General features: G+C 75.0%; 17 protein-coding genes. 8 read left to right on the top strand and 9 right to left on the bottom strand.

Features of this window, described 5'->3' with window-relative positions:
- Positions 1 to 564 precede the first annotated feature (564 nt).
- Positions 565 to 1569, top strand: a complete 1005-nt coding sequence (locus ACYVHQ_RS09900) for an aggregation-promoting factor C-terminal-like domain-containing protein (RefSeq protein WP_460512548.1) — start codon at positions 565 to 567, stop codon at positions 1567 to 1569.
- A 200-nt stretch (positions 1570 to 1769) separates the two neighbouring features.
- Here ACYVHQ_RS09900 and ACYVHQ_RS09895 read toward each other — a convergent pair whose 3' ends face one another.
- From ACYVHQ_RS09895 to ACYVHQ_RS09880, 4 genes are all read right to left on the bottom strand, one after another.
- Positions 1770 to 2084, bottom strand: coding sequence for a hypothetical protein (locus ACYVHQ_RS09895; protein WP_460512546.1), 315 nt, complete (start codon positions 2082 to 2084; stop codon positions 1770 to 1772).
- A gap of 9 nt (positions 2085 to 2093) precedes the next feature.
- Positions 2094 to 3617, bottom strand: coding sequence for a reverse transcriptase domain-containing protein (locus ACYVHQ_RS09890; protein ID WP_460512544.1), 1524 nt, complete (start codon positions 3615 to 3617; stop codon positions 2094 to 2096).
- Between the two features lie 64 nt (positions 3618 to 3681).
- The gene (locus tag ACYVHQ_RS09885; protein ID WP_460512543.1) at positions 3682 to 3990 is read right to left on the bottom strand and encodes a DUF7882 family protein; all 309 of its coding nucleotides are present in this window, start codon (positions 3988 to 3990) and stop codon (positions 3682 to 3684) included.
- Positions 3991 to 4151: 161 nt separating this feature from the next.
- Positions 4152 to 5567, bottom strand: a complete 1416-nt coding sequence (locus ACYVHQ_RS09880) for a glucose-6-phosphate dehydrogenase (protein ID WP_460512541.1) — start codon at positions 5565 to 5567, stop codon at positions 4152 to 4154.
- A 131-nt stretch (positions 5568 to 5698) separates the two neighbouring features.
- On the opposite strand from ACYVHQ_RS09880, the gene ACYVHQ_RS09875 reads away from it, so the two are divergent.
- Entirely contained in the window at positions 5699 to 5914 is a 216-nt protein-coding gene (locus tag ACYVHQ_RS09875; RefSeq protein ID WP_460512539.1) for a hypothetical protein, read from the top strand.
- A gap of 42 nt (positions 5915 to 5956) precedes the next feature.
- Here the strand turns inward: ACYVHQ_RS09875 and ACYVHQ_RS09870 are convergent, their stop codons facing one another.
- Both ACYVHQ_RS09870 and ACYVHQ_RS09865 read right to left on the bottom strand, forming a co-directional pair.
- Positions 5957 to 6652 (bottom strand): SDR family oxidoreductase, encoded by a 696-nt coding sequence (locus ACYVHQ_RS09870; RefSeq protein WP_460512538.1) that lies wholly within the window; start codon positions 6650 to 6652, stop codon positions 5957 to 5959.
- A 38-nt stretch (positions 6653 to 6690) separates the two neighbouring features.
- Positions 6691 to 7023, bottom strand: coding sequence for a DUF3140 domain-containing protein (locus ACYVHQ_RS09865; protein WP_460512536.1), 333 nt, complete (start codon positions 7021 to 7023; stop codon positions 6691 to 6693).
- Positions 7024 to 7062: 39 nt separating this feature from the next.
- Here ACYVHQ_RS09865 and ACYVHQ_RS09860 point away from each other — a divergent pair, with 39 nt between their 5' ends.
- Positions 7063 to 8082: a glycosyl hydrolase family 18 protein gene (locus tag ACYVHQ_RS09860; RefSeq protein ID WP_460512534.1), complete on the top strand. Its 1020-nt coding sequence runs from the start codon at positions 7063 to 7065 to the stop codon at positions 8080 to 8082.
- A gap of 110 nt (positions 8083 to 8192) precedes the next feature.
- On the opposite strand, the gene ACYVHQ_RS09855 is transcribed toward ACYVHQ_RS09860, so the two are convergent.
- From ACYVHQ_RS09855 to ACYVHQ_RS09845, 3 genes are all read right to left on the bottom strand, one after another.
- The gene (locus tag ACYVHQ_RS09855; RefSeq protein ID WP_460512532.1) at positions 8193 to 9089 is read right to left on the bottom strand and encodes an SDR family oxidoreductase; all 897 of its coding nucleotides are present in this window, start codon (positions 9087 to 9089) and stop codon (positions 8193 to 8195) included.
- 98 nt (positions 9090 to 9187) lie between these two features.
- Complete coding sequence (locus tag ACYVHQ_RS09850; RefSeq protein ID WP_460512530.1) at positions 9188 to 9856, bottom strand: hypothetical protein; 669 nt, start codon at positions 9854 to 9856, stop codon at positions 9188 to 9190.
- Between the two features lie 55 nt (positions 9857 to 9911).
- Positions 9912 to 10328, bottom strand: a complete 417-nt coding sequence (locus ACYVHQ_RS09845) for a hypothetical protein (protein ID WP_460512528.1) — start codon at positions 10326 to 10328, stop codon at positions 9912 to 9914.
- Between the two features lie 89 nt (positions 10329 to 10417).
- Here ACYVHQ_RS09845 and ACYVHQ_RS09840 point away from each other — a divergent pair, with 89 nt between their 5' ends.
- The 5 genes from ACYVHQ_RS09840 (at position 10418) to ACYVHQ_RS09820 (ending at position 17284) form a co-directional block, all read left to right on the top strand.
- The gene (locus ACYVHQ_RS09840; protein WP_460512527.1) at positions 10418 to 11266 is read left to right on the top strand and encodes a DUF2510 domain-containing protein; all 849 of its coding nucleotides are present in this window, start codon (positions 10418 to 10420) and stop codon (positions 11264 to 11266) included.
- 77 nt (positions 11267 to 11343) lie between these two features.
- Positions 11344 to 12231: an HAD family hydrolase gene (locus tag ACYVHQ_RS09835; RefSeq protein ID WP_460512525.1), complete on the top strand. Its 888-nt coding sequence runs from the start codon at positions 11344 to 11346 to the stop codon at positions 12229 to 12231.
- Positions 12232 to 12629: 398 nt separating this feature from the next.
- A complete protein-coding gene (locus tag ACYVHQ_RS09830) occupies positions 12630 to 14435 on the top strand; it encodes a glycosyltransferase family 2 protein (RefSeq protein ID WP_460512523.1) in 1806 nt (601 codons plus the stop codon).
- Positions 14432 to 15163, top strand: a complete 732-nt coding sequence (locus ACYVHQ_RS09825; protein ID WP_460512521.1) for an HlyD family efflux transporter periplasmic adaptor subunit — start codon at positions 14432 to 14434, stop codon at positions 15161 to 15163. Before ACYVHQ_RS09830 ends, ACYVHQ_RS09825 begins: the two co-directional genes overlap by 4 nt.
- Positions 15164 to 15262: 99 nt before the next feature.
- Positions 15263 to 17284: a glycosyl hydrolase gene (locus ACYVHQ_RS09820; protein ID WP_460512519.1), complete on the top strand. Its 2022-nt coding sequence runs from the start codon at positions 15263 to 15265 to the stop codon at positions 17282 to 17284.
- The last annotated feature ends 10 nt before the right edge of the window (positions 17285 to 17294 follow it).

Below are 17294 nucleotides of genomic sequence, written 5' to 3'. Positions count from 1 at the left end.
CCAGGCCCCGTGGCCGCCGTGACCTGCCCGCGTCGCCCTCGTCGCCCTCGTCGCCGTTGTCGCGAAAGGGCGACGATCCGATGCTCGCGCGCAGCGCACCGGGCCCGCCGCCCGGCGCGTCGCGCGCGGGCCGTCGCCTTTTCCGCAGGAGGTGGGGGTTGGCGCGGGAGGCGGGAGGCAGCGGGCGTGCGGCGGGGGCAGGGGGCAGGAGGCGCGCCCGGGTCCGCCGCACGACGGAGGTCGCCGAGGGCGATCACCCTCCGCAGGATGATGCGCGGGCGGCCCCGGCGTGGCACGCGATTGTGAGGACTCGTCCAGGAAGTGCCCGCATACTCGTGGCTTCGCCCGGATCCGGCCTCGCGCGCGGGGCCCCGGGCGGACGTGCAGGGGCGCGACCGCTCCGGCACGACCGACACCGACCAGTCCCCGACGCACGCCGGCCCCCGCCGGTCGCCGCACCGAGCAGGAGCTCGGGCGTCGCGTCGCCCGCCACCGTCCGCGTGGGAGCTGCCGAGGCAGGGGTGCGCACCGAGAGGTGCGGGTCGGCCGAGATCCCAGGACGCCATGCAGCCCGACACCTTCGACCCGAGCACCGGCACGCCCGCGACCGACGGGACCGACGCGGTCCCCGTCGCACCGGAGCAGGTCGCCACCGACGGCACCGCCCCGACCGTGCAGGCCGCACCCGCCGCGTCGCCGGTGACGCGACGCTCGCTGACGGCCGCACGCCGGGCCTCCGGTCGTCGGCGCACCCTGACCGTCGGCGCGGTCGCCGCCGCGGCGCTCCTCGTCGGCAGCGGCTTCGCGGTCTCGACGACCACGGGCGGCAGCACCGCGACCGCGGCCTCCGACGTCGCCGCGGCACAGCAGGAGCAGAGCGACCGGGTCGCCGAGCAGCTGCGCGAGGCGCAGGCCCGCTCGACGATCTCCATCGCGCAGCAGGTCATCTCGTCGACCGAGGGCAAGGTCGACGCGAGCGCGCTCAAGACGAGCGTCGCCTCGCTCGCCGACTACGAGCAGCTCGACGGCGACACGCTCGACCAGCTCCTCGCCGAGACGGTGACGGCGTCGCAGTCGGTGCAGGCCGCCGCGGGCGAGGCCGACCGCCAGGCCGCCGCCGCCGCGGCGAAGGCCGCCGCCGACAAGGCCGCCGCCGAGAAGGCCGCTGCCGAGAAGGCTGCCGCCGAGAAGGCCGCGGCCGAGAAGGCCGCCGCGGAGAAGAAGGCCGCCGAGGCCGCCGCCGCCCAGGCCGGTTCCAACACGCCCGCGGGCGCGCAGGCCTCCGCCCGTCGCATCGCGTCCGAGCAGTACGGCTGGGGCGAGGACCAGATGAGCTGCCTCGTCAACCTGTGGCAGAAGGAGTCGGGCTGGAACTACCAGGCCCTCAACGCGAGCAGCGGCGCCGCGGGGATCCCGCAGTCGCTCCCCGGCAGCAAGATGGCCACGGTCGCTCCCGACTGGGCCACCAACGCCACCACCCAGGTCACCTGGGGCCTGCAGTACATCGACCGCGCCTACGGCACCCCCTGCGCCGCGTGGGGCCACTCGCAGGCGGTCAACTGGTACTGATCCCGCGCGACCCCGACGCCCCCGTCGACGCGCTGCCCCGGCAGCGGTCGCCGGGGGCGTCGTCGTGCTGGGTCCGCGATCACCGCGCCGCCTCGGGTCGTCAGCTCCTTCGGAACCGCCTTCCTGCTCGGGAACCACTCATCTGACTGGTTCCCGAGCAGAAAGGTGGTGCGGCGCCGTCGCCCGCCCGCCCGCCGGCGTCAGCGCTGCGGCGGGATCGTCTGTTGGTCGTCCGGGTCCAGCCGCTCCGTGCTGGTGACGGTCGGCTCGGGCTCGCCCGCTCCGGGCTCGTCGGGTTGCCCGGGCTCGCCCGGCACGGGGGTCCCCGGTGGCAGGGGTGCGCCCGGCGTCTCGGGCGGCAGCGTCGGGGTCGCCGTGCTCCCGGGCGTGGGCGTCGCGCCCCCGTCGGGGTCGCCGCACCCGGCGAGCAGGAGGCCCGAGGCGGCGACGAGGGCGATCGCGGCCCCGTGGGCGAGCCGGGTGCCGACGCGGTGCGTGCGCGAGGTGACGTCCATGGCCCGACGCTACCCGGTGCCTCCTGCCGGTGGCGTCCCCCAGTCGATGCGTCCGTAGAGGGCTCGCAGTCGGGCGCCGCGCTCGGGGTGGACCTGCTCGACCCAGGCGACGCGGCCGCGGAGGTGGGCGCGGAAGTCGGTCGCGCCCGTGCGGTCCTGCCCGTCGGGCCCGTGCCGCACGCAGTTGTGCAGGAGGGCCTTGAGGGCGTCGTGCTCGCGGCGCCCCGTGCCGGGCCGGTCGTTGACGACGACGCCGGTCACCGTCTGCCGCACGCCGCGGCGGCGCACACGGGTCTTGCGCGGGTTCAGCGCGTGCCCCTCGTCGGCCACGATGCGCGCGGCTCCGCGGACGAAGGCGTCGACGCGGCGGGCGAGGTCGCGGTCGCCGCTGAAGGCGAGGTCGTCGGCGTACCGCGTGTAGGAGGCGCCGCAGGACTCGGCCCAGCCCGCGAGCCGGGCGTCGAGCCGCCGCAGGGTCAGGTTCGCCAGCGCGGGCGACGTCGGGGCGCCCTGAGGCAGGTGCGGCAGGGTCAGGGCGCGGCGCAGCGCGGCCCGTTCGTCGGGGTCGCCGCCGGGCGGCATGGCGCGGAGCACGGACCGGGGCACCGTCGTCGTGCAGAGCCCGGTGAGCACGTGCGCGAGCGGCTCGGCGAGCCCGGCGCGACGGAAGGTCCCGTGCACGCGGGGAGCGGTGACGGAGGCGAAGCACGACACGAGGTCGAGCGTCACGACGACCTCGCGGCCGACGTGCTGCCGGGCGGCGGTGAGGGCGCTGCGGCCCGGCACGAAGCCGTGGGCGGCGTCGTGGACCGGCTGCGCGCCGAGCAGGTCGTCGAGGACGCTGCGCTGCGCGGTCCGCAGCAGGTGCAGGGGCGCCTCGAGCAGCCGGGGCGTGCGCCCGGGCCGCGGCAGCCACGTGGAGCGGTAGTGGTGCAGGGGGCTGTCGGCGGGGGCCGCGGCGTTCCAGCCCCGGGCGTCGGCGAGCCAGAGCAGGTGGCCGACGTCGACGCCGAGGGCCCGCGCGAGCTCGGGCAGCGTGTCGACGTGCAGGGGCGCCGGGGGCCCGGCTGCGGCCCGGACGGGCGTGGCCGTGCGGACGAGCACGCGCACGGGCCTCCTGCCGGGGTCGCGGGCGGCGTGCGCGTCCGCGAGCCGTCCGTCGCCGCGCAGGACGGCCGCGAGCAGGCGGGGCGCGTCCGCAGGAGGTCGGGGCAGCGCGCGCAGGGCGGCCCCGACCGCGAGCCCGACGAGGGCTCGTTCGTCGCCGATCGTCGCCGCCCCGGCGCGGGTCAGCGCGGCCGGCGTCCAGGCCCCGGCGGCGAGGAACGCGTCGGCGAGAGCGGTGGCGAGCTCGTCGAGCGAGGCGTGGCGGTGGTCCCCGGAGGACTCGTGGATCCGTCCGTGAGGGGAGGCGCGCGGAGCGCGCTCGGCCTCTCGGGGCGCGGTGCCGAGGTCGTGCTGCGTGCCCCGGGGTAGCCCCGGGGAGGACGGCGCACCGCGTGCGCCGTCCGCCTCCTCCGGGAACCACGCCACGCCGCCCAGGGTACGACGTCGGGAGCCGGCGCGGCTACGGCCTGGCGCCTCCTGCCCGGGCGGCTCAGGGGCCGTCGACGGGTTCGTCGACGAGGCGCATGCCCGGCGTGGTGGCCGCGCTCGCGAGGAGCGCCTCGACCCAGGCTCGGTTGACCGTGGGCATGCGGCTGCCGGCGTACGAGAAGTGCAGCGGGATCGACTCGTGCAGCCAGACGGCGTGCCGGCCCTGTCCGCCGGTCTGCTCGTCGCGCCACGAGAAGGCGAAGCCCTCGTGCCGGCGCAGCTTCGTCACGACGGCGAGCTGCAGGTGGGCGAGCGCGCGGTCGTCGAGGTCGATGGCGTACCGGTCGGCCCCGTAGAACAGCGTTCCCACCGCAGATGCCCCTCTCGACCTGACGACCCTAGGGGCGGCGTGGTCCCGGGCAGGAGTCGGGGGCGACCCCTTGACGCGAGGGGCTCCGGGCCGCTACGGGCGTCGCCCGCACGGCGGGGCGGCAGGAGGCGCGCCCCCGTCCGCCCCGCGTGCACCGCCGGTCAGCGGTGGGCCCAGCCCTCCGGGCCCGACGAGCCTGCCGGGTACTCGTCGAGCGGCACGCTGCCGTCGCGCCAGGCGGCCACGACGGGCTCGACGATGCGCCAGCACTGCTCGGCGGTGTCGCCGCGGACGGAGAGCGTCGGGTCCCCGTCGAGCACGCCCGAGAGGACCTCGCCGTAGGCGGTGAGGGTGCCGGCGCTGAACTCGGTGCGCAGCGAGGCGCGGTCGAGCTCCATGGGGTCGCCGGGGCCGTTGACGTTGAGCTCGAGCGACATCTCGTCGGGGGAGAGGCAGATGCGCAGGCGGTCGGGCTGCCCGGCGCCCGTGAACTCGGGGGGCGTGTGCGCGACCGGCTTGAAGGTGACGAGCACCTCGCGGCGGCGCGTGGCGAGGGCCTTGCCGGAGCGGAGCGTGATCGGCACGCCCGCCCAGCGCAGGGTGCCGATCTCGACGACGACCTCGGCGAGGGTCTCGGTCCCGCGCGAGGGGTCGACGCCGTCCTCGTCGGCGTAGCCCTTCAGGTCGCGCCCGTCGATGGTGCCCGCCGTGTAGCGCGCACGACGGCTCGCGGCGACGGGGTCGCCCTGCCAGACGCGGGTGGCGCGCAGCAGGAGGCCCTTCTGGTCGCGGAGGTCGCCGGGGCTGATGCTCGCGGGGGCGTCCATGGTGAGCACGGCCATGACCTGCAGCAGGTGGCTCTGGATCATGTCGACCATCGCCCCGGCGCCGTCGTAGTAGCGCGCGCGGTCCTCGAGGCCGAGGGCCTCGTCGTAGGTGATCTCGATGCTCGCGACGTCCTTGTTGGTGAGCATCGGCTCGATGAGGCGGTTCGCGAAGCGCAGGCCCAGCAGGTTGAGCACGGTCGCCCGGCCGAGGAAGTGGTCGATGCGGTGCACCTGATGCTCGGGCACCAGCTTCAGGACCTGCCGGTTGAGCTCGGCGGCGCTCGCCGCGTCGGTGCCGAACGGCTTCTCGAGCGCGAGGACGGTGCCCTCGGGCAGGTCGACCCGTTCGAGCTCGGTGCAGGCCTTCGCGGTGATCGCGGGCGGGAGCGCGAAGTAGACGGCCGGTGCGTCGTCGCACGCCTCGACGAGCGTGCGGAGGTCGTCGGCGTCCGTGACGTCGGCCGTGTGGTAGCTGGTCCGCGCGAGCAGGTCGTCGATCGCGGGACCGGAGGCGTCGACCGACTCGAGCGAGGTGCGCACGCGGTCCGTCCACTCCTCGGCCGTGTACTCCTCCGTGCCGGCGCCCACGAGCTGCACGCGGCGGCCGGGCTCGTGGGTGAGCAGGCCGCCGAGGCCCGGCATGAGCAGCCGGGCGGCGAGGTCGCCGCTGGCGCCGAGGATCAGCAGCGTCGCGGGCCGTCCGGCCTGGTCGCCGTCGTGCGAGGAGGGGAGCGGTCTGGCGTTCGTCATGCCCTGCAGGGTAGACCGGCGGTGCAGGGGCCCGCCTGGGTCCGCGCGTGCGGGTGCGGGTCCGCGCGCGCCCGGCGCGCACGGGGGACACCGTGCACGCCTCAGGAGACGCGGCGCGGTACGGTCTGACCATGAGCGATCAGAAGACCTACACGGCGTCCTTCGTGGGCCCCGACGGCACCAAGACCGAAGAGCTGCCCTACATCGACGGGCTGCCCCAGAAGAGCGTCAACCGACCCGGCGGTGGCGACGACGGCGACATCTCGTGGGAGCTCGACCAGGAGTCGAGCGTCGGCGACGCCTACGTGTACCGCTCGCTCGGCGTCGCGGGGCACGACTACAACTGAGCGCCCTCCGGCCCGCGGGGCGTCGCGGAGGGGCGGGGACCCTCAGGCGCGTCGCGTGGGCCGGATCGAGAGCTGCTCGACCGTCGCCCCGTGCGGCAGGTCGACGACGAGGCGCACGGCGGCCGCCACCGAGTCCGGCTCGAGGTAGAGCTCCGGGCGGTAGCTGCCGCCCTCCTTCTCGACGAGCTCGTGCTGCATGTCGGTGTCGACGCGGCCCGGGTGCACGGAGCTGACGCGGACGCCGTGCGGCCGCTCCTCCTCGCGCAGGGAGTCGGTGAGGGCCCGCAGCGCGAACTTGCTGGCGGCGTAGGTGCTGCCTCCCGGCCCGGCGACGAGCCCCGACCCGCTGTTGACGGTCACGACCGTGCCGCGCGCGGCCCTCAGGGCCGGCAGCAGGAGGCGCGTGACCTCCGCCACGGCGACGACGTTGACGTCGAGCACGCGCCGCCAGTCCTCGCGGCTCGTCCGCTCCACCTCGGCCCCGCCGATGACGCCCGCCGCGTGCACGAGCACGTCGAGCCGGTCGAGCGCCGGGACCTCGAGCTCGTCGGCCGCGAGGTCGACCGCCCAGGCCGTGGCGGACGGGAGCCCTGCGGCCAGCGCGGTCGCGGCCTCCTGAGAGCGGCCGTGCACCACCACGTGGTGCGTGCGGGCGAGCTCGCGGGCGATCGCGAGGCCGATGCCGCGCGTGCTGCCGGTGACGAGGGCGGTGGGGCGGGTGCTGGTCGTGTCGCTCATGCGCCCAGTCTGCCCGCGACCGCCGACGGGGCCGCCGGTCAGTCCTTCAGCGGGTCGTGGCCCCAGTTCATGAGGCTGTACCGCCAGCGGGTGTCCTCGACGTCGCCGTCGGGACGCTGTGCGGAGTGCCGCGCGACGTAGCCGTGCACCTTCGCCATGTGCGCGAGGTCGTCGTCGGTGAGGTCCGCCTTCTTCGTGCGCAGGATCTCGACGATGCGCCGTCCGCTCTCGTGGCCCGTCGACTCGCCGCCGTCGTCCTTCTGGCCGACCCCCTGCGACTCGTCGGTGCCGAGCCAGTCCTCGAGCTCCTTCGGGCTCATGTTCACCACGTCGTGGAACTGCTCGTACGTCTCCTGCTGGTCGTCGCTCATGCGGGCGATGGTAGGCCGCGGTGGGGGAGGATCGTCAGCATGCGCAGAGCTTCCGTCGCCGTCGCCGTCTCGACCGTCGCGGTGCTGGCGCTGGCCGCCTGCTCGGGGCAGGGCAGCGTCACGGCACCGCGCGTGGGGCAGGTGCCGGAGCCGCTGGCCGTCCAGGCCTACGCCGTGCCGTCGACGGCCACGACGACCGCCTTCGGGGCGAGCCGCGACGCGATCGACGTCCTCTCGGTGAGCGGGGTGAGCATCCTGCCCGGCGGGGCCACCGTCGGCACCGCGAGCGACGACGCGAAGGCGCTCCTCGCCGAGGCCCAGGAGTCCGGGGCGCGGGCCGAGCTGCTCGTGCTCAACGCCGACCCGGGCACCGGCGACTTCAGCGGCGACCTCGCGATGAGCACGCTCGGCGACGAAGGTGCGCGCACCGCCGTGGTCGCCGCGCTCGCCGACCAGGTGGAGGCCGACGGCTGGGACGGCGTGCAGCTCGACCTCGAGTCGCTGCCCGGCGAGGCCGCGCCGCTGCTCACGCAGTTCGCGGTCGAGCTGCGCGGGGCGCTGCCGGACGACGCCGAGCTGTCGATGGCGCTGCAGCCCTCGACGACGGTGGAGGGCTTCGAGGGGCTCGGCTACGACCTGCGCGGCCTGCAGGAGGTCGTGGACCGCTTCGTGCTCATGGCCTACGACGAGCACGGGGCCGGCTCCAGCACCGCCGGCCCGGTGGGCGGCCTGCCCTGGGTCGAGGAGGTGCTCGACGCCCTGCTCGAGGTGCTGCCCGCGGAGGTCGTCGACCTCGGCGTCGCCCAGTACGGCTACCAGTGGATCGGCTCGAGCGAGGCGGGCAGCTCGCTCACGGTCGCCCAGGCCCGGCGGGCCGCGGCCTCGACCGGCTCGTGGGACGACGAGCAGGGCGAGTACACGGCGTCCCCGGCCGACGGGACGACCCTCTGGTGGTCAGACTCGCGCTCGCTCACGCTGCGCGCCGACCTCGCCGAGGAGCGCGGGCTGCACGGCGTCGCGGTGTGGCAGCTCAGCACGGCGGACCGCTTCGAGCGGTAGCCGACCTCGGGGGCTGCGGCGGGTCCGGTGCTGACGGGCGCACCCGGACGCACGGAGGGCCGCCGGCGACGTGCGTCGCGGACGGCCCTCCTGCGCTCAGCGGGCGCGGGTCACGGCGTGGGCATGCCGCCGTTGACGTGCAGCGTGTCGCCGACGACGAAGCTGGACTCGGCCGAGGCCAGGAACACGTAGGCGGGGGCGAGCTCGGAGGGCTGGCCCCAGCGGCCCAGGCCGGTCTGGCTGCCGACGTCGGGCAGGGCGTCCGACGGCTGTCCGCCGGCGGGCTGCAGCGGGGTCCAGATCGGGCCGGGCGCGACCGCGTTGACGCGGATGCCCTTGGGGGCGAGCTGCATGGCCAGGCCCTTGGTGAAGGTGTTGATCGCGGCCTTCGTCGACGCGTAGTCGACGAGCATCGGGGCGGGCTGGTACGCCTGGATCGACGTCGTGTTGATGATCGTCGAACCGGGGACCAGGTGCGGCAGGGCGGCGCGCGTGATCCAGAACATCGCGTAGACGTTGGTCTTGTACGTGTCGTCGAAGTTCTCGTCGTCGAGCTCGAGGAGGTCCTCGACGTGCTGCTGCTTGCCGGCGTTGTTGACGAGGACGTCCAGGCCACCGAGCCCGTCCACGGCGTCCTGGACGAGCTGCTTGCAGAACGCCTCGTCCTTGATGTCGCCCGGCAGCGCGACGGCGGTGCGACCGGCGGCCTCGATGAGGGCGACGACCTTCTTGGCGTCCTCCTCCTCCTCGGGCAGGTAGCTGATGGCGACGTCGGCGCCCTCGCGCGAGTAGGCGATGGCGACGGCCGCGCCGATGCCCGAGTCGCCGCCGGTGATCAGGGCCTTGCGCCCCTCGAGGCGGCCGCTGCCGCGGTAGGTGTCCTCGCCGCGGTCGGCGGACGAGGTGAGCTCCTCGTCGGTGCCGGGTCCCTCGAGGTACTGCGCCTCGGGCGTGATGTCGGCGAACATCTTCGTGGGGTCTTGGAACGTGTACTGGTCGGCAGCCATGGTGGTGTCCTCGTCGTTCTCGGGGTGGACCCTGGACGCTAGCCCCGGTCCGTGCGCACGGTCACGGGTTGCCAGCGCACGCGGAGGCGGGGGACGCCTCAGGAGGCCGTGCCGCGGTCACGAGGACGGCTCCCCGACACGGGCCCCGTCACGGACGTGCTGTCGCGCCACCGGTCGATCGCGCGGCGCACGTCGCGCCCTCGGCCCTGGAGCAGCAGGGCGAGGCCGAAAAGCACAATCGTCGCGGGCACGAGGGCGGGGGCGCGCGCGTCGAGGAGGGCCAGCTGGAGCTCCAGCACGGGGACCCTGGTCAGGCCGGCGACGAGGACCCCGCAGGACACGGCCGCGACCAGGGCGCGCCTCGCCCAGGTGCCCAGGAGCCTCCTGCGCACGACGATCGCGGCGGCGACGACCCCGGCCGCCAGGGCGACGAGGGGGATCGCGACCAGGGCGACGCCCACGGCGGTCACGTCGTCGGCGAGACGCGCGCCGCCGGACCACAGGAGCGCGTCGGCGACGACGCGCGGCGAGGCCGCCGCGACGAGGGCCGTCGACGCGCCCACCGACGCGCGGGCGAGGCCCGGCTCGCGGCCGAGGCCGACCGCGAGCACCACGACGCCCAGCAGCACGAGCACCGGCGCCGCGGCGGGGAGGACCCTGAGGGGGGAGAGGGCGTCGGCCAGCGACAGGGCGCCACCGGCCGCGACGAGGACGCCCGCGACGAGGGTCGTCCTGCGCGACCCGGACATCGGTGACGGCTCGGGCACGGCGACCTCCTCGTCGACGGGTCGTTCAGGGGGCAGGGGGCAGGGGGCAGGGGCCTCAGGCCCCGACGACCGGCAGGGGCTCGGTGAGGGCCGGCGGCTCGTGCCGGCTGAGCAGCCAGCGCTCGCCGGAGGCGGTGACGAGGAACGCCAGCGGGCCGGGGCGGCAGGCCAGCAGGGCGCCGTCGCGCCCCTGCAGCGCGCCGTCGAGCGCGCCGCCCAGGTCGCGGTCGTCCTCGAGCCCGTTGCGGGAGAGGACCGAGCAGCGGCCCTCGGCGCCCAGCTTCTGGAGCAGGCGCCGGACGCCCTCGGCGTCGTTCGTCACGGGGTGGGCGGCCCCCATGTCGACCCAGTCGGCGTCCATCGTGAGCCGCGCGAGCTGCTCGAGCAGCTCCGACGGGTCGGTGAGCTCGCGCGCACCGGGACCGGCGAAGGCGTCGAGGGCTGCGATCACGGGATCGGGCAGTGTCGGCACGGGAGGCTCCTGTCGGTCTGTCCCCATCTTCGCACCCCGGTACGCTGGCGCGACCCCCATCTCGACGGAGCAGACGGAACGGAGCGCACGTGACCGACGCGCAGCACGACGACCAGTCCCGCCACCAGGGCGGTCCGCCGCCCGGGTGGTACCCCGATCCGGCAGGAGGACCGACCCGCCGTTGGTGGGACGGCACCGGCTGGACGCACGACCTCGAGCCGCAGGGCCAGCAGCCCGCCCCGCAGGAGCAGCCGCGCCACGGCGAACAGCAGGGGCAGCAGCCCGCCGACGCGGCGCAGCCCGGGTCGGCCCCCGAGCACGCCCCGGTCGTGCCGCACCCCTCGACGCAGCAGGGCGGCGGCCTGCCCGCCTACGGCCAGTTCCAGGCGGCCGGCCAGCAGCAGGGCCAGCAGCCCGGTCCGTACCAGCAGCAGGCGCAGCAGTACGCGCAGCCCTGGGACCGCCCCCAGCAGCAGCCGCTGCCCGAGGGCACGAGCGTCTCGACGCCGTGGATCTGGCTCATCGTCCTGTTCCCGCTGATCAGCCTCGTCGACATGCTCACGGTCGACTACAGCGCGGTCGTCTCGGCGTCGCTGGAGGACCCGACGGCGACCTCGTCGCTGGGCCTGCGCGACGTGCTGAGCTCGCTCCTCGGGTTCCTGCTGTGGGGCCTCACGGTGCTGTTCGCCTGGTTCGACCACAAGGCGCTCCGCCAGCGCGGGGTCGTCGCCCCGTTCCACTGGGCCTACGCGTTCATCCCCGTGACGCTCGTCTACGTGATCGGCCGCACCGTGGTGCTGCGTCGTCGCGTGGGCCGGGGCTCGGCCCCGCTCTGGGTGCTCGTGGGGATCCTCGTGGTCACGACGATCGCGTTCTTCGTCATCGTCGGCAGCGCCTTCGTGGTCGGCTTCGAGCAGGGCATCTCGACCGCGCCCTGACCCCACGGGCGGACGCGACGACGGCCGGAGGCGCAGCACGCGCCTCCGGCCGTCGCCGTGTGGGGGAGGATGGTCCCGTGAACGCCACGCCCCCGCCCCTCGGCCTGCTGCTCGACGTCGACGGGCCCATCGCCAGCCCCGTCTCCCGCACGATCGCGCTGCCGCAGATCACGGCCGACCTCGTGGCGCTCGCCGCGGCGGGGGTGCCGCTCGTCTTCAACACGGGCCGGTCCGACGCGTTCATCCGCACCGAGGTCGTGGCGCCGCTGCTCGCGGCCGGGCTGCCCGAGGGCGCCCGCGTGCACGGCGTGTGCGAGAAGGGCGCCGTCTGGTTCTCGATCGGCCCTGAGCACGGCCCGGACGGCACGGGGCCGATCGAGGTCGACGAGTCGCTCGCGATGCCCGACGACTTCGCCCGCGAGATGGACGAGCTCGTGCGCGACGAGTTCGCCGACCTCGTGTTCTTCGACCGCACGAAGCGCGCCATGGTCTCGATCGAGCAGCTGACGAGCGTGCCCTCGGCGACCTACCTGGCCCGCCAGGCGTCGTTCGACGAGAAGGCGGCCGCGGCGCTCACCCGGCGCGGGTGGGGCGTGCGCCGCCTCGACGACGTCCGCCCCGACGCCGACGGCGCCGTGCAGTGGCGGATCGACCCGACGATCATCTCGACCGACATCGAGTCGGTGCGCCTGGGCAAGGACCTCGGCGCGGACCGGGCCCTCGAGCTGCTCGCCGCCGACGGCGCCCTGCCGACCCGCTGGCGCACGGTCGGCGACTCGCGCAGCGACTACGCGATGGCCGACCGCCTGCACGAGCTGGGCCACGAGGTGGCGCACGTGGACGTGCGTCCCGCGGACGGCGTGCCGGCCACGCCCTATCCCGTCCTCACGGCGTCCGACCCGTCGATCGTCCACGACGAGGCCGGAGCCGAGTTCCTGGCCGGGTGGGTGCGCGAACTGCTCTGAATCGCCCCTGAAGGCCGCCGACGACGTACCCCGGGGCGTCCCCCGAGAAGGGGTGGTCGACGGGCGGTCCTGCCCGCGCCTACAGGGTGAGAGCCCCGTCGTGGCAGGAGGCGCGTCGACGTGGGCCGGTCGGTCTCCCCCCGTCCGGGGGGCACGACCCGTTCTGTCACGGCCAGTAGTGTCGGACCCGAGTCGCTGACCGGTCCCCCGAAAGGCCGACGTGGCTCGAGGGGTCCCGAAGCCCCGCCCGCCCGGTCGTCTCGTTCCCCGGACCTCGAGACGCCCCGGTGTCGTCACCGTGGCCGACGCCTGCCCGGCACAGGAGCGCTTACCCGAGTCGTCCCCCCTGTGCCGGGCTGCTCCCTGGCGATCCCGAAGCACCGGAGAGACGACGACCCATGTCCCTGACCCTGCGTCCGCCGCGCCACGACGACCCCGTCGTCCGCCCGGCCACCCGCGCCGCCCCCCGACTCGCCGCGCGCGACCTGGACCGCTCCACGTCCAGCGCCTCGCCGAGCGCCGCCTCCGGCCGTCGCCGGACCCACTCGCCCGTCATGGTGCTGCTCGTCGTCATCGCGACCCTGGGCATCCTGTTCTACGCGAGCTTCCTGCTGGACCCGCGCAACCGCGGCGACCTGCTGCCCTACCTGCTCGTCGTCACGGCCGAGGCCGTGCTCGTGGTGCAGGCCCTCATGTCGATGTGGACGATCCTCTCGGGCGGGTTCAACCCCCGTGACTTCGCGTTCTACAGCACGCAGGACGCGCTCTACGACGAGGACGAGATCGCCCGCCTCGGCGTCGAGGACCAGCCGCACCTGTGGCCGATGACCCTCGACGGCCGCGCGGTCGTGCCCGACGTCTTCGTCACCGTCTACGGCGAGCCGCTCGAGACGATCCGCCGCACCGTCACCGCGGCCGTCGCCCTGCGCGGGCGGCACGAGACGTGGGTCCTCGACGACGGGCGCAGCGACGCCGTGCGCGGGCTCGCCGCCGAGCTCGGGGCCCGCTACGTGCGCCGCCTCAGCGGCGGCGGCGCGAAGGCCGGCAACGTCAACCACGCGCTCACGCTGACCAGCGGCGAGCTGTTCGCCATCTTCGACGCCGACTTCGTGCCCGACCGCGAGTTCCTGCACGAGACCGTGCCGTTCTTCGTCGACGACCTCACGGCCTTCGTGCAGACCCCCCAGACCTACGGCAACCTGCACTCGCTGGTCAGCCGCGGCGCGGGCTACATGCAGGCGGTCTTCTACACGTTCATCCAGCCGGGCCGCAACCGCTTCAACGCCGCGTTCTGCGTCGGCACGAACGTGGTGTTCCGTCGCACGGCCATCGAGGACATCGGCGGGATGGAGACCGACTCGAAGTCCGAGGACGTCTGGACGAGCATCCACCTGCACGAGGCCGGCTGGCGGACCGTGTACATCGCGGACGCCCTCGCCGTCGGCGACGCCCCCGAGACCATCGAGGCGTACAGCAAGCAGCAGCTCCGCTGGGCGACGGGCGGCTTCGAGATCCTGTTCCGCCACAACCCGCTCAGCCCCCGGCGCCGCCTCACCATGGACCAGCGCCTGCAGTACCTGGTCACGGCGACGCACTACCTCACGGGCATCGTGCCGCTGCTGCTGATCCTCGTGCCGGCCATGGAGATCTACTTCGACCTCCGGCCCATGAACCTGCACATCTCGGTGGGGCAGTGGGCGCTCTTCTACGCGGGCTTCTACGTCCTGCAGATCGTGCTCGCGTTCTACACGCTGGGCTCGTTCCGCTGGGAGGTGCTCATGCTCGCCACGGTGTCGTTCCCGATCTACGTCAAGGCGCTGTGGAACGTGCTCTGCGGCAAGGACGTGGCCTGGAGCGTCACGGGCGCCGGCAAGACGTCGTCGCCGTTCAACGTCATCGTGCCGCAGGTGCTCTTCTGGGTGTTCCTGAGCCTCACCAGCGTGGTGGCCATCGCGCGCGACCTCGACAACGGCGTGCCGACGCTCGCCACGGGGTGGAACCTCGTCAACACGGGCGTGCTCACCGTCTTCGTGGTCGTCGCCCTCCGCGAGCACCACGCCCTCCGGCGTGCCGCGCGGCCCCGCCGCCGCCGCGCCCTCGTCGGGCCGATCGCCCCGACCCCCGCTCGCGAGGCGGTGCCGACCCGCACGGTCGTCGCCCGCCCGCTGCCCCGCACCACCGACGTCGAAGGACCCCGCCGATGACCTGGACCAACCGTTTCAAGCTGACCCTCGGCCTGGTCGTCGTCCTCGCGGTCGTCGCCGTGGCCACCCTCCTGTCCACCCAGCGCCAGGCGCAGGCGACCAGCACGAGCGCCACGGTGCAGGCGCAGGACTACGCGGTCGGCACCGACTACAGCGGCACCGTCGTCGAGCAGTTCGTCGTGGTCGGCGACGTCGTCACGGCCGGCGACCCGCTGTTCCGGGTGCAGAGCCCGTCGCTGGTGCAGGAGGCCGGGCGCGGCCTGGTCACGGTCGACACCGCCTCGTACTCGGTCGCCTCCGACGGCACCGTGACCTTCACGTCGACGGTCGACGGCACCGTCTCCGAGGTGACGGCCGAGGAGGGCACCTTCGTGCCCGGCGGCTCGCAGCTCGCGACCGTCGCGCAGGACGGCAGCCTGTCGGTCCAGGCGGACTTCCTGCTCAGCCCGCGCGACTACGAGCGCATCGAGGAGGGGGCCGAGGTCGACCTCCTGCTGCCCGACCAGGAGTCCGTGCGCGGCACGGTCGACACGGTCGCCGTGACGACCGTGGAGGGCCAGGCGCAGACGAGCATCCGCGTCGTCAGCCCGGAGCTGGTGGAGGGCACCTGGAACGGGCTCGCCGCCCCCGGCACGCCCATCGAGGCGACCCTGCACCTCCGCGGGGACGGCATCCTCGCCGGGGCCGTCGACGAAGGGCGCCAGTTCCTGCGCCAGATCGGACTCTGACCCATCGTCCCCCGTGCCTCCGCTCCCACCCGCCCGCGCGCCCGTCCGCGCCTCCGGCCGGCCGCGCTCACCGGGCTCGTCGTCGCCGGCCTGCTCGTCGTGACCGGCTGCACCACGGCCTCGGTCGACCCCGACGACGCCGCCACCAGCCGTCCCGTCGGCGGCCAGGGCACGGGCACCGTGTTCCCCGCCGAGCAGGTCGACCCCCTCGTGGCGGCGCTGCCGACCGAGTCGGTCGCCGCGCCGCCCGAGATGCGCCTCGCGGACGGCCTCGTGCCGCCCACCAACCGCTGGTTCTCGGGCCTGGCCTTCGGGGACGCCCCGATGCCGGTGTTCCCGTACCCGATCTCGTTCCAGGTCACCGGCACCGGGTTCGCCGCCGGCCTGCCCGAGCCGGTGGCCTCGGCGGACGCGATCGTCTCGACGGCACTGCCCCAGGTGGGCCTCGACCTCGGCGCCGACGGCACGGTGGTCAGCGACTACGACGCCGTCGCCGTCACCGTCGAGCACCGGGCGGGCGACCGCGCGCTCGGGCGCACCACGATCGCCGAGGGCTCGCCGCTCGTCTCGTACGTCGCGGCCGAGCAGCAGGAGGTCGCCCTCACGACGCCGCTCGACGACGTCGACGAGGAGGCCGGGCGCGGCACCGTCGAGGTGGGCGACGCGCTCTGGGCCGTCGCCGTCACCGGTGGTCGGCTCGACCGCGGCTCCGTCGAGCTCGACGAGGGCGGCTCGGTCGTCCTCGCCGCCCTGCCCGCGGCCGCCGCGGACGACGCCGACCGGCTCGACGAGCTGCTCGACGCCGCCGCCTCGCCGCTCACGGGCGTCACCGTCGAGCGCTCCGACGAGGGCGACGCGCAGCGCACGACCCTGCGCTACGCGAGCGCCTCGGGCGAGGCGACCCTCGTCGTGGCCGCGCCGCACCAGGAGGCCCCCGACGGCGCCGCCGGGCTCGACTACGCGACGGTCTACGGCGAGGGACGCCTGGGCGTCGCCACGTCGCTCGGTGCCGCGGCCCCCACGGTCAGGGCCGAGGCCGGGCTCGACCTCGAGGGCCTCGACGACGCCGAGCGCGACGAGCTGCGCGAGCACCTCGTGGCCGACGTCGCCGCCCTGCCGACCTTCGCCGCCGACACCTACTTCGGCGGCAAGTCGCTCTACCGCGCGGCGATGCTGCTCGAGCTGGCCGAGCAGCTCGGCGACGACGCCTCCGCCGACACCCTGCGCACCGCGCTCGTGGACGCCCTCGACCGGTGGACCGACCCCGAGGGCTGCGCGACCCGCGACCAGGAGTGCTTCGTCCACGACGAGGCGATGCACGGCGTCGTCGGCAAGGCCGCGTCGTTCGGTGCGGACGAGTTCAACGACCACCACTTCCACTACGGGTACTTCCTCTACGCCGCAGGCGTGGTGGCCGCCGACGACGAGCGGCTCGCCGAGCGCTGGGCGCCGGTCCTGGACCTGCTGGCCGCCGACATCGCCTCCGACGCGGGCAGCGGGACCTTCCCCGACCAGCGCGCCTTCGACCCCTACTGGTCGCACAGCTGGGCGTCGGGCACCTCGCCCTTCGTCGACGGCAACAACCAGGAGTCGTCGAGCGAGGCCGTGACCGCCTACGCCGGGCTGTCGCTCTGGGCCGCCGCCTCGGGCGACGACGCGCTCGCCGCCGAGGCGACGTGGATGACGAGCGCCGAGGCCGCCGCGGCCCTGGCCTACTTCGTCGCGCCGGACCTGTCGTCGCCGGTCCTCGAGGGCTTCGACCACGACCTCGTGTCGCTGAACTGGGGCAGCAAGCGCGACCACGCCACCTGGTTCTCGGCCGAGCCCAGCGCGATCACGGGCATCCAGCTCATCCCGCTGAGCCCGTCGTCGATCGGCTACCTCACCTCCGAGGCGGCAGGAGGCCCCGACCACGTCGACGCGCTCGTCGCGTCCGCCGCCCCCGACGGCTACGAGGGCGCGCTCGGCGACTTCGTGCTGATGTACTCCGCGCTGGCGGGGCGCGAGCAGGCCGCGGCGGCCCGGGAGGCCCTGGCCGCGCTGCCCGACGACGCCCTCGACGACGGCAACTCGCGCACGTACGCGACGGCCTTCGTCATGGTGGCGGGCGCGCGCGACTGAGCCGGGCGGG

The sequence above is a fragment of the Frigoribacterium salinisoli genome (assembly GCF_054781095.1).
This window is presented reverse-complemented; position numbering and strand designations above follow the sequence as displayed.

What these genes read in the sequence shown, in the direction of transcription:
- ACYVHQ_RS09860 (WP_460512534.1), top strand. Translation starts at nt 7,063, where the DNA reads ATGCGCAGAGCTTCCGTCGCCGTCGCCGTCTCGACCGTCGCGGTGCTG.
- ACYVHQ_RS09895 (WP_460512546.1), bottom strand. Translation starts at nt 2,084, where the DNA reads ATGGACGTCACCTCGCGCACGCACCGCGTCGGCACCCGGCTCGCCCAC.
- ACYVHQ_RS09855 (WP_460512532.1), bottom strand. Translation starts at nt 9,089, where the DNA reads ATGGCTGCCGACCAGTACACGTTCCAAGACCCCACGAAGATGTTCGCC.
- ACYVHQ_RS09865 (WP_460512536.1), bottom strand. Translation starts at nt 7,023, where the DNA reads ATGAGCGACGACCAGCAGGAGACGTACGAGCAGTTCCACGACGTGGTG.
- ACYVHQ_RS09875 (WP_460512539.1), top strand. Translation starts at nt 5,699, where the DNA reads ATGAGCGATCAGAAGACCTACACGGCGTCCTTCGTGGGCCCCGACGGC.
- ACYVHQ_RS09830 (WP_460512523.1), top strand. Translation starts at nt 12,630, where the DNA reads ATGTCCCTGACCCTGCGTCCGCCGCGCCACGACGACCCCGTCGTCCGC.
- ACYVHQ_RS09825 (WP_460512521.1), top strand. Translation starts at nt 14,432, where the DNA reads ATGACCTGGACCAACCGTTTCAAGCTGACCCTCGGCCTGGTCGTCGTC.
- ACYVHQ_RS09880 (WP_460512541.1), bottom strand. Translation starts at nt 5,567, where the DNA reads ATGACGAACGCCAGACCGCTCCCCTCCTCGCACGACGGCGACCAGGCC.
- ACYVHQ_RS09900 (WP_460512548.1), top strand. Translation starts at nt 565, where the DNA reads ATGCAGCCCGACACCTTCGACCCGAGCACCGGCACGCCCGCGACCGAC.
- ACYVHQ_RS09870 (WP_460512538.1), bottom strand. Translation starts at nt 6,652, where the DNA reads ATGAGCGACACGACCAGCACCCGCCCCACCGCCCTCGTCACCGGCAGC.